Genomic DNA, 10,364 nt, shown 5'->3' on the forward strand with positions numbered 1-10,364 from the left:
GTTGAGTCATCGATCGATGGCTTGTTTTGCTATGCCCATTTTTTAACTGGGTGCCCAGAGTATTCATTTCAGACTTAACACCTACTCAAAAAATTCTTGAAATTCTAGTCACAAATCATATATTGTTAGAATCAACTTGTAAAGTAAAATTTTTAAAATGAAGGTGTGATTTAAATGAAACCTATCATAACTTGCATACAATTAGATATTAAATTTGGTGATCCATCTTTTAATTATCGACAAGTAGAAGAAAAAGTGGCATCGATTATTGAAAAAGAAAAACCATCCATTATTGTTCTTCCTGAGCTTTGGACGACGGGATATGATTTAACGCGTTTAGATGAAATTGCCGATGAAAACGGCGAACAAACGAGAAAATTTATTAGCGAACTTGCGAAAAAATATCGAGTTAACATCGTTGGAGGTTCTGTAGCCAAAAAGGTGGAAGATCAAATAACAAACACGATGTACATATTCGATCATCAAGGGGAATTGGTTAACGAATATAGTAAGCTCCATTTATTTAAATTAATGGATGAACATCATTACTTAACAGCGGGAACTGAAAAAGGTTTGTTTAACATTGCTGACATACATTGTGCTGGTGTAATCTGCTATGATATTCGTTTTCCCGAATGGATTCGCGCCCATACAACAAGAGGTGCAGAAGTATTATTTGTCGTAGCAGAATGGCCGCTGCCGCGACTCCATCACTGGAGAACACTGCTATTAAGCCGTGCAATTGAAAATCAGTGCTATGTTGTAGCCTGTAATCGCGCCGGCTCTGATCCAAATAATGAATTCGCCGGTCATTCTATGATTATTGATCCATGGGGAACAGTGATTGCAGAAGCTGACGAGAAAGCCGGTTCCATCTCCGCAGCGATCGATGCTGAAATGGTTAAAACCGTTAGAAGCAAAATCCCTGTCTTTGATGACAGATTACCTGAATTTTATCATTGATTATTGAAAATATTGTTGACAAATTTAATAAATCATTGGTAAGATGCTAATCAAACGTTCTATTTTTCTTAAAATGTTAAATGTTCTAAAAATAACAAACTTTAAAACATTAACTTCATAATGTTTAACAAGATTGATCTCTTATCAAGAGTTGGCAGAGGGACTTGGCCCAATGAAGCCGCAGCAACCGACCATACTACCATTGCAAAATGGGGTGATATACATTCACCTTGGAGTTTATCCAGTAGGGCACGGTGCTAATTCCATCAGAAAGAATATCTTTCTGACAGATGAGAGGTGCGAAGCGACGTCTTCAAGCCTCTTTCATACGAAAGAGGCTTTTCTTATTTTAGAGAAAAGCCTCCAACAATCAAACTTATTTGGGGGTATTTATTATGTGTGCTGTAAAATCATCCGGCTATGAACCATTAACAGAAAACGGGGCTATTGCCCTAGCAAAGCGTCTTCAATTATTTGATGAAAAAAGCAACCTAACCTGCAATGAGATCGGTGATGGAAACTTAAATCTCGTTTTCAAGGTAAAAGACATCGATACAAACGAAAGTATTATTATCAAACAAGCTCTGCCATATGCAAAGGTTGTCGGTGAAAGCTGGCCATTAACATTGGACCGGGCTCGTATTGAAACTCATGCTCTCTTAAAGCAAGGTGAATTTGTTCCACAATATGTTCCAAAGGTTTTTTACTCTGATGAGAAGCTTGCCATTACGATCATGGAAGACTTGTCACATCTGCAAATTTCCCGAGCTGCGTTAATAGAAGGCAAGGATTTGCCGCTTCTTTCAAAGCATATTGGGGAATTTTTAGCAAAGACATTGTTTTACACATCAGACTATGGGGCAGATCAGCATGTAAAAAAATCATTGGTTAAACAATTCATTAATCCCGATCTTTGTAAAATTACTGAAGACCTTGTCTTTACAGATCCATTTTTTGACCATGACACAAATGAGTATGAACCCGAACTTCAGAAGGATGTTGAACAGATTTGGCAGGATGAGGCGCTTAAGTTAGAAGTAGCAAAGCTGAAACAAAAATTCTTAACGAAAGCTGAAGCCCTTTTACATGGCGATTTACACACAGGCAGTATTTTTGCTGATGAAAAAGAAACAAAAGTGATTGATCCTGAATTTGCATACTTTGGACCTATCGGTTTTGACGTCGGTCAAGTTTTTGGTAATTTTCTATTGAATGCAATCTCACGGCATGGCGAAAAACAGGATGTGCTCCTCAATCATCTCATTACAACGTGGAATGTTTTCGTTGAAGAATTTACAACAGCTTGGAAAAAGGATGGCCTTGAAATCTATACGAAGGTTGATGGCTATTTAGAATATGTATTATCAGAAATTTTCGAAGAGTCGGTTGGTTTTGCAGGCTGCGAAATCATTCGCCGTACAATCGGCCTTGCTCATGTGGCAGACCTAGATACCATTCAGCCATATGATAGAAAAATTGCTACAAAACAATTTGCTCTAACACTCGGAAGCGAACTGATAAAAAATCAAAAAACAATAAAAAGACCTGAGCAATTTATTGATTTTGTCAAAGAAACCGTCAATCAATAATCAGTTTATGAAGGAGTATTACAAATGGCATTAAATGACTTTTCGATTCCTCGTTCTGTTATTTGGAAGGATGAATCTATTTCTCTATTAAACCAACAAAACATCCCTCATGTTACAGAATACCTTGACCTAACTACGGTTGAAGAAGTATGGGATGCTATTCAAACCTTAAAAGTAAGAGGTGCTCCTGCAATCGGAATCACAGCCGCATTTGGTCTGGCATTAGCAGCCCTGCAGGATTCATCAGAGACAATTGAGGAATTTAAACTTACGATTAAGAAAAAACGGGACTATTTAGCAAGCTCAAGACCTACTGCTGTCAACTTGTTTTGGGCATTGGACCGATTGGTGGCATGCATTGCGGATGTCAAATCAATTAACGAAGGAAAAACACGGATTGTCCAAGAGGCCATTCAAATCCAAATTGAAGATGAAAAGGTTTGCCGTTTAATTGGTGAGCATGCACTATCTGTTTTTAATAATGGTGATCGAATTATGACCATCTGTAACGCCGGCTCTATTGCTACAGCAAAATACGGAACAGCTCTTGCCCCTTTTTATTTAGCAAAAGAGCAAAACAAAGAGCTAAAAGTTTTTGCCTGTGAAACACGCCCGGTTCTTCAAGGTTCACGCTTAACCACATGGGAGCTAATGCAAGCTGGCGTAGATGTAACGTTAATAACTGATAATATGGCGGCTCACACGATTAAATCGAAAAATATCTCTGCCATCATCGTTGGTGCTGATCGCATCGCAGCAAACGGTGACACAGCAAATAAAATTGGAACCTTTAATTTAGCTTTATTAGCGAATGCATTTAACATCCCTTTTTACGTAGCTGCACCTTTGTCAACATTTGACCCTTCTATTGCTAATGGTGAGCAAATTCCTATTGAGGAACGAAATCCTAAAGAGGTAACAGAGCTTAACGGAGTTCAAATCTCACCTGAAGGCGTAAAGGTATTTAATCCCGCTTTTGATGTCACTCCTAACAACTTAATCGCGGGAATTATTACGGAGAAAGGCATTATATCAGGTAATTATCAAGAAGAAATTACACAACTATTCAATAGGTAAACAAATAAAACCTTAGTCCGCTATCAGGGCTAAGGTTATTTCGATTCATATCTTGATTCTCGTTTCACTTACTTTTCCCTATTGCTTCCACTTTTCAAGTAATTGGTTTTTCTCAGTCTCTGAAATGATTTGAAGCTTGGAAAATAAGGAAGCATAGAAATACACCTTTTTTGGACGTTTATAAAGCCACATAGAACTTGCCCCTTTCTTTACCGAATGCAACTTTTTTCTCTTACTCAAATAATATGTTGTCGGGTCATAATTGTGACAAGTTAATCATTTTAAGGCTTCCCTTCCTTCGTTGGCTATTGGTTGATAGGAAGTGTAATATGAAAAGTTGTACCTTTCCCTTCTTCACTCTCAACATCTACTGTTCCGCGATGCTCCTCAATAATTTTATAGCTGACCATCAACCCTAAGCCAGTACCGCGTTCCTTTGTTGTATAAAACGGTTGTCCAAGTCTTTTTATTTTATCTTCCGAAATACCTGATCCTCTATCTGTTATCGATACTAATAGATGATCTTTATCTTTCCTTTTTATTGTAGCATCAATTTGTCCGCCCTTAGGCATTACCTCGATTGCATTCTTTAAAATATTGATAAAAACCTGTTTTAATTGATTTGGCTCACAATAAATTAATGGCAAGTCAGGATCTACGTTCAGCTTCATCTGTACATTAACAAGAATGGCTTGTGCATTCAGCAGATCAATCGTTTCCTTCATAATAATGCCAATATCTTTTTTTAAATATTTTATTGCTTGTGGTCTTGCTAAAATTAAAAATTCTGTAATGATTGATTCGATGCGGCTTAATTCAGATGTTATCACATTAAAATACATTGAAAAGTCATCTTTTACACTTCCTTCTAGAAGCTGGATAAACCCTTTTAATGCCGTCATTGGGTTTCTTATTTCATGAGCAATTCCTGCAGCAAGCTCTCCAACAACATTTAAAGTATCCGATTTTCTAAGCTGCTCTTCTAACTCCCTTTTTTCCGTTACATCCCGAAATACTGCCAAATTCATATTTTCATTAATATTGTTTTTTAAGGTAAATTCGAGTATTTTTTCCTCTCCATTTTCGAATCTATACGTAATTTCTTGCAGTGTCTCTTCCCACTCATTCGAATCCTTCTTAATAACTCCGCCTTTTTTCATGTTGGAAAATAACAAATCATATAAATTAAAGGTGATCAAACCTTCAGATGTTAAATTAAGTATTCGCATCGCTGTAGGATTTGCTTCAATAATTTCAAAGTCATTATTAAATAAGACAATTCCGTCCATTGCCCCATCAAAAATTTTGCGGAATTTCTGTTCACTTTCTCTAAGTACCTTTACCATTCGTTTTCGTTCACTGACATTTCGAAAAATCGTTAAGTGGTGCCCTTCAGAAATATCCATTTTTGAGGTGAACTCCAACTCCTTATTTTGCCCATTAGGCATATGAAAAAGCAATTCCTCCCTAATTGCTCCAGTCTGAAAGTATTCTTTTTTTACTTTTGCAAAAGTTAATGAGGATTGATCAATAAAGTCAAGAATATTCCTGGTGACCAGCTCCTCTTCCGGCAATTCAAACGTTCTGCTTGCGACCTGATTTACTCTAAGTATTTGCCCATCCTTCCGCCAAATCATAATAGCATCAATGGCATTTTCAAAAATCTCCCTAAAGCGTTCTTCACTTTTATAAAGCTTCATTTCCATTGAACGCTTTTCCGTAATATCACGCATTATCGCCATATAAAAACCATTGATAATATTTGAAGTAGTTGTGAATTCAAAAATTTTCTTATCTCCATTTTTCAACACAACCGGCAGCTCACCTTTTGCACTGCCATTTTCCTTCAAAAGTTTCCATAACTTTTCTAATTTATTGTTATCTTGTTTATCAATAAAATCATTAAGTACATATGAACTTAATTGAGCTTTGCAAATTTCAAAGCTTGTACAAAATGATCCGTTTGCATCAATAAATGCTCCATTCTGATCAAAAATGACAATCCCATCTACCGCCCGGTGAAACAAATCTTTAAATAGCTGCTCATTTATTGTCCTTTCCCGTTCAAGCATTTTTTTAAATGAAACATCCTTAAGCATAGCTAGGTCATATCCGTTAATTGCATGCTTCCGTATGGAAATTTCTATAAACTTTACTTGTCCATTATCTAGTTTTACAACAAGCTCCTTCCCAAATGTATGGTCATTATATAATTCATCTATCAGCTGATTCATTTCTTTTTTGGGAATGAGTGAAAGAAAGTCATCTAGTTTTCGTTTACATAACTCGTTTTTCTCTAACTGAAACAAATGACAGGCTGAAGTGTTTACATCAATAAATTTCAAGTGTTCATCAAAAATGGCAACAGCATCAAGTGCACCTTCTAAAATACTTTCATGTTGAAGAAGCTTCGCTTTAAGCATTTCATTTTCAGCCGTTAGCTTTGCCACTTTTTCCCTCATCGTAACGATTTCGTTTTCCTCCATCGTCTGCTTCAAATCTTTTCACCCCTAATTACCTCAATCTTCACTATTCAAGTATTCTACAAGGACTATCATAGTCCTTCACATTCCGTCAAAATGCAAAAAAAATGTTTGCTTTTTTTTCGAAAATAATTAAGATAGATGTTGGTGTATGAGAGAATCCATTGATTTTATAACCAATCTTACATTCGGATTACACTTTCGTTACACCCCTAATAAAATATATTTCATTTTACGAATGATAGTTTAATAAAGAACTACTTGGGAATAAAGAGAAGGATGGCTTAGTGGATTGCTTTTGTGGTCAAGGCGCTTCCACTTTTATTCCAATCTCTAAAGAAAAGGTGAAATTATGAAAAATCGTGATAGTTACTTTGATAACGCTAAGTTCTTTTTGATTATTTTAGTTGTCTTTGGACATATCATTCGATCCTTTATTGATGACAGCCAAATGCTTATGAATATATATAAATTCGTTTATACCTTTCATATGCCGGCATTTATCTTAATCTCCGGCTATTTTGCAAAGGGATTTAGAAAAAAGGGTTACATTGAGAAAATAACGAAGAAATTAATTCTTCCATATCTGATCTTTCAAGGGATTTATTCAGTGTATTATTATTTCATTGAAAAAAAAGATGCCCTTGTTCTTGATCCATTGGATCCTCATTGGTCTTTATGGTTCTTAATCAGTTTATTTTTCTGGAATGTTCTTTTATTTGCGGTTACAAAACTTCCTGCAAGTTGGGCACTATTCCTGGCATTTTCGATCGGCTTAGCTGTTGGATATATTGAGTTCATTAGTAATTATTTAAGCTTATCAAGAACATTCGTATTCTTCCCTCTGTTTTTAATAGGCTTTTATTTAAAACGTGAACACTTTACCTTCATAACGAAGGCACCTGTAAGAGGACTTTCAAGCTTTTTATTAATTGTGACATTTATCTCTTACTTTTATCTTGATTTTGATTATGAATGGCTGTTCGGATCAAAGTCATATTCTCACTTTGGCGATCCATCCGTATTTAGTGCGATAATTCGCCTGGGCTTTTATAGTTTAACGTTGATTACTTCGTTGAGCTTTTTATCACTAATTCCAAAAACACATGCATTTTTTACAGAATGGGGCACAAGAACCTTTTACGTCTATTTGCTTCACGGCTTCATCGTACAATATATGAGAAATAGTGAATTATTAGATTGGATGAAAGATTACCAAAGCATTACCTTGCTGATTATTTTATCGATTCTTTTAACATCCACTCTTTCAACAAAAATCGTGAAAGCTATAACACAGCCAATTATCGAATTGCGAGCGTCTACCTTTAATTATTATATAAAGAACTTTACAGCCATGAATTCAAAATCTAATTAGGAAGAGCAAAGCTCTGCCTTGCTCTTCTTTTTTATGTTAATTTTGTTTATATAGATTGGTATGATTCCTGTATATATTTCCATACTATGGATACTCCTCCATTATCAGAAGTTCGTTTTTTCTCTTGATTATGATACAATAAGATTTTGATTGCATGATAAATATGAAAATCTTAAAAATAAATGTTAGAAGTGGTGTTAATCCCAATGAAAACCGTTTTATCAACATTAAATGCAAAATATATCCATACAAGCTTATCAATCCGTTATTTAAAAGCATATGCGGCCCCAGAATATGACATTGAGCTTGCAGAATATACAATTAAGGACCCCTCCATGAATATCGTGACAGATCTGTATCGGAAAGGACCTGAATTATTAGGGTTCAGCTGCTATATTTGGAATATTGAAGAAACGATTAAAGTCATTAAAATGATGAAGAAAATTAATCCTTCTTTATTAATAGTTCTTGGCGGACCTGAGGTCACATATGACACAAAAGAATGGATGGAAAGAATTCCAGAGGTTGATTTTATTATTATTGGTGAAGGAGAACAGTCGTTTAAACAATTATTGGACGAGCTTCACAATGAACAAAATTTTGCCAATGTGAATGGAATTGCTTATCGCGAAAACGGCAGCATTCACATAAAACCTCAACGAAATAAAGTCGACTTAAAGGAATTGCCATCCCCTTTTCGTTTTGAAGAGGATCTGCCCCATCTTTCAAAGAGGGTCACATATATTGAAACTAGTCGCGGCTGCCCATTTAGCTGTCAGTTTTGTTTATCATCAATTGAAGTTGGTGTTAGGTATTTTGACCGCGAAAAGATCAAAGATGATATTCGTTTTCTAATGGAGCATGGCGCAAAAACGATTAAGTTTGTTGACCGTACTTTCAATATCAGCCGCAGCTATGCAATGGAAATGTTTCAATTCCTTATTGATGAGCATAAACCGGGAACTGTGTTTCAATTTGAAATTACTGCAGATATTATGCGCCCTGAAGTTATTCAATTTCTAAATGACAATGCTCCAAAAGGATTGTTCCGTTTTGAAATTGGTGTTCAGTCTACAAACGATGCAACGAATGAACTTGTCATGAGAAAGCAAAATTTTAAAAAGCTTACAAGAACCGTCACCATGGTTAAGGAAGGCAAAAAAATCGACCAGCATTTAGATTTGATTGCAGGACTGCCTGAAGAGGATTATCATTCGTTTAAAAAGACGTTTAATGATGTGTTTGAACTGCGGCCTGAAGAACTTCAGCTTGGCTTCCTAAAAATGTTAAGAGGAACAGGATTACGTCTTCGCGCCGCTGACCATGGTTATGTCTATATGGATCATTCACCATATGAAATTTTAAAGAACAATGTTCTTACATTTGAAGATATTATTAAAATTAAACAAGTTGAGGATGTTTTAGAAAAGTATTGGAATGATCATCGTATGGATGAAACGATCGAATATTTAGTATCACACGTTTTTGCAACACCTTTTGACTTCTTTCAGCAGTTTGGAACCTTCTGGGATGAAAGCGGCTGGTCAAGAATTGGTCACCAATTAGAGGATTTGTATAAGCATCTATACGATTTCCTGCAACATAAAAAAATTGAGGAATTGCACATTGTAAGCGGGTTTATGAAATATGATTACCTCAGAAATCAAAAATATAAGCCCCGTAAACCGTGGTGGCCTGACACATTATCAAAGCAAGATAGAAGCAAGATTTACCATTCGATATTAGATCATCCTCTTATTTTAGGAGATGAATTTGCAGGTAAACAACTATCAGAAAAGGATTTATTTAAACATACGGTTCTTGAAACAATTCCATTTAATATAAAACATTATGTAAAAACAGGTAAGTTGATTGAGGAGGAATCACTCATTCTTGTTCATTATGATCCAATCCAATCATCAACAATTGTTTATACAGCATCTTCAAGTGAACTTGATTCAAAAGTAAGCTAAACGAACCTGTTTCAAGAAGGACAGATCTTTTATAAGGGTCTGTCTTTTTTGAGACAAACCCCTTTTAAACCAACATCTATTTACGGTTTTTTTTATTTTTTCCCTCTTTTTTATCCTTGTTTTTATTTCCTTCAAGGACCCCATATATTTGCGAAGCATTAACATCTCCGAGCTCATGACCAAATTCTTCCTGCAAGAGGTCCATTGGCATTGGTTTTTTATGGTTTTTCATCTCTTTGCTTTTCATATGTTTTTTTGTCATCTTTTTATTTCCCTTGCTTTCCTTTTTTGGAATTGCGATTTGCACCCTTCATTTGATCCTGATCATCATTGATTTCTGCAACCTCTGAATCCGGAAGGCTTTCTGTTGGTGTAAAGTTATGTTTTACTGCTTGATTTCTTGCTGCTTTTCTTTTCATCACAAATCACCTCAAGTCATTATTTAGGATTTACATCTTTACTTTTACCTTGTTTCAATCAGCCTAACACAGGTAGTAAAAGGGAAAAGCTTAATGCTCATTATGCTCATAGGCAATAAGGACAATCTCTTCACCTGTTTCCTCTCGAAGCTTTGACTCCATTTGTTGTAATGTTGCTAATTGTGTTTCTGATAAATTAGCAACCGGAAATTTGCTTTGCTGTTCCATAAGTAAAACTCACCTCTTTTCTTTTTTACTTTTTCATTTTCATATTCAAATTATGTAATGGAATACTAAGAAGGAGGTGAGCACAATGCCAAAAACGAAAAACATGTCGCTTAATGAAACCATGCCACATCAAATAACCTCTCCATCCTGGAAGGATACGGGAATTGACATAAATATTGTCCGTATTGTAAAAACTTTTATATTAAAAAAGTTAATAATCTTTGAATTTAAGGGCTTTAAATGCAAAAAACTTGCCA

Annotated in this window: 9 protein-coding genes and 1 riboswitch; of the genes, 5 read left to right on the top strand and 4 right to left on the bottom strand. The window is 35.4% G+C overall.

The window, feature by feature from the left end; translation table 11 throughout:
* Nucleotides 1-174 precede the first annotated feature (174 nt).
* The 3 genes from Q1B07_RS25185 to mtnA all read left to right on the top strand — a co-directional run bounded on the left by Q1B07_RS25185 (nt 175) and on the right by mtnA (nt 3,629).
* Nucleotides 175-963, top strand: a complete 789-nt coding sequence (locus tag Q1B07_RS25185; protein ID WP_299095086.1) for a carbon-nitrogen family hydrolase — start codon at nt 175-177, stop codon at nt 961-963.
* A gap of 138 nt (nt 964-1,101) precedes the next feature.
* Nucleotides 1,102-1,260, top strand: a riboswitch (SAM riboswitch).
* A gap of 98 nt (nt 1,261-1,358) precedes the next feature.
* Nucleotides 1,359-2,552: an S-methyl-5-thioribose kinase gene (gene mtnK, locus Q1B07_RS25190; RefSeq protein WP_299095084.1), complete on the top strand. Its 1,194-nt coding sequence runs from the start codon at nt 1,359-1,361 to the stop codon at nt 2,550-2,552.
* Nucleotides 2,553-2,576: 24 nt separating this feature from the next.
* Nucleotides 2,577-3,629: an S-methyl-5-thioribose-1-phosphate isomerase gene (gene mtnA, locus Q1B07_RS25195; protein ID WP_299095083.1), complete on the top strand. Its 1,053-nt coding sequence runs from the start codon at nt 2,577-2,579 to the stop codon at nt 3,627-3,629.
* Nucleotides 3,630-3,934: 305 nt separating this feature from the next.
* Here the strand turns inward: mtnA and Q1B07_RS25200 are convergent, their stop codons facing one another.
* Complete coding sequence (locus Q1B07_RS25200; RefSeq protein ID WP_299095089.1) at nt 3,935-6,115, bottom strand: PAS domain S-box protein; 2,181 nt, start codon at nt 6,113-6,115, stop codon at nt 3,935-3,937.
* A gap of 346 nt (nt 6,116-6,461) precedes the next feature.
* Between Q1B07_RS25200 and Q1B07_RS25205 the strand changes: the two genes are divergently transcribed.
* Nucleotides 6,462-7,487: an acyltransferase family protein gene (locus Q1B07_RS25205; RefSeq protein WP_299095088.1), complete on the top strand. Its 1,026-nt coding sequence runs from the start codon at nt 6,462-6,464 to the stop codon at nt 7,485-7,487.
* Between the two features lie 206 nt (nt 7,488-7,693).
* Nucleotides 7,694-9,460: a B12-binding domain-containing radical SAM protein gene (locus Q1B07_RS25210; protein ID WP_299095081.1), complete on the top strand. Its 1,767-nt coding sequence runs from the start codon at nt 7,694-7,696 to the stop codon at nt 9,458-9,460.
* A gap of 76 nt (nt 9,461-9,536) precedes the next feature.
* Here Q1B07_RS25210 and Q1B07_RS25215 read toward each other — a convergent pair whose 3' ends face one another.
* The 3 genes from Q1B07_RS25215 to Q1B07_RS25225 all read right to left on the bottom strand — a co-directional run bounded on the left by Q1B07_RS25215 (nt 9,537) and on the right by Q1B07_RS25225 (nt 10,107).
* Nucleotides 9,537-9,722, bottom strand: a complete 186-nt coding sequence (locus Q1B07_RS25215) for a hypothetical protein (protein ID WP_299095079.1) — start codon at nt 9,720-9,722, stop codon at nt 9,537-9,539.
* 4 nt (nt 9,723-9,726) lie between these two features.
* Entirely contained in the window at nt 9,727-9,879 is a 153-nt protein-coding gene (locus Q1B07_RS25220) for a hypothetical protein (RefSeq protein ID WP_299095077.1), read from the bottom strand.
* 90 nt (nt 9,880-9,969) lie between these two features.
* Entirely contained in the window at nt 9,970-10,107 is a 138-nt protein-coding gene (locus Q1B07_RS25225) for a hypothetical protein (RefSeq protein WP_299095075.1), read from the bottom strand.
* Nucleotides 10,108-10,364: the final 257 nt, after the last annotated feature.

The organism is uncultured Metabacillus sp., from assembly GCF_947503125.1.
Taxonomy (GTDB): domain Bacteria; phylum Bacillota; class Bacilli; order Bacillales; family Bacillaceae; genus Metabacillus.